Here is an 812-nt window from a genome sequence, read left to right as displayed (position 1 = left end):
GCTCATCAGCGTGGTCGTGCAGCGATTCACAGATGTCTGCCTGTTCATCCGCGTCCAGCTCGTTGAGTTTCTCCAGAAGCGTTAATGTCTGGCTTCTGATAAAGCGGGCCATGTTAAGGGCGGTTTTTTCCTGTTTGGTCACTGATGCCTCCGTGTAAGGGGGATTTCTGTTCATGGGGGTAATGATACCGATGAAACGAGAGAGGATGCTCACGATACGGGTTACTGATGATGAACATGCCCGGTTACTGGAACGTTGTGAGGGTAAACAACTGGCGGTATGGATGCGGCGGGACCAGAGAAAAATCACTCAGGGTCAATGCCAGCCGAACGCCAGCAAGACGTAGCCCAGCGCGTCGGCCGCCATGCCGGCGATAATGGCCTGCTTCTCGCCGAAACGTTTGGTGGCGGGACCAGTGACGAAGGCTTGAGCGAGGGCGTGCAAGATTCCGAATACCGCAAGCGACAGGCCGATCATCGTCGCGCTCCAGCGAAAGCGGTCCTCGCCGAAAATGACCCAGAGCGCTGCCGGCACCTGTCCTACGAGTTGCATGATAAAGAAGACAGTCATAAGTGCGGCGACGATAGTCATGCCCCGCGCCCACCGGAAGGAGCTGACTGGGTTGAAGGCTCTCAAGGGCATCGGTCGAGATCCCGGTGCCTAATGAGTGAGCTAACTTACATTAATTGCGTTGCGCTCACTGCCCGCTTTCCAGTCGGGAAACCTGTCGTGCCAGCTGCATTAATGAATCGGCCAACGCGCGGGGAGAGGCGGTTTGCGTATTGGGCGCCAGGGTGGTTTTTCTTTTCAC

1 protein-coding gene and 1 pseudogene are annotated in these 812 nt (G+C 56.3%); both read right to left on the bottom strand.

Going from position 1 to position 812, the window contains the following annotated elements; genetic code table 11:
- A partial coding sequence (locus AC5SEO_RS26885; RefSeq protein ID WP_072190379.1) for a Rop family plasmid primer RNA-binding protein occupies nt 1-175 on the bottom strand: 175 nt, incomplete at its 3' end.
- Between the two features lie 147 nt (nt 176-322).
- Nucleotides 323-649 (bottom strand): annotated as a pseudogene (locus tag AC5SEO_RS26880) (tetracycline resistance MFS efflux pump); the annotation flags it as partial.
- Between the last annotated feature and the right edge of the window lie 163 nt (nt 650-812).

The sequence above is a fragment of the Agrobacterium sp. K11 genome, from assembly GCF_059429395.1.
This window is presented reverse-complemented; position numbering and strand designations above follow the sequence as displayed.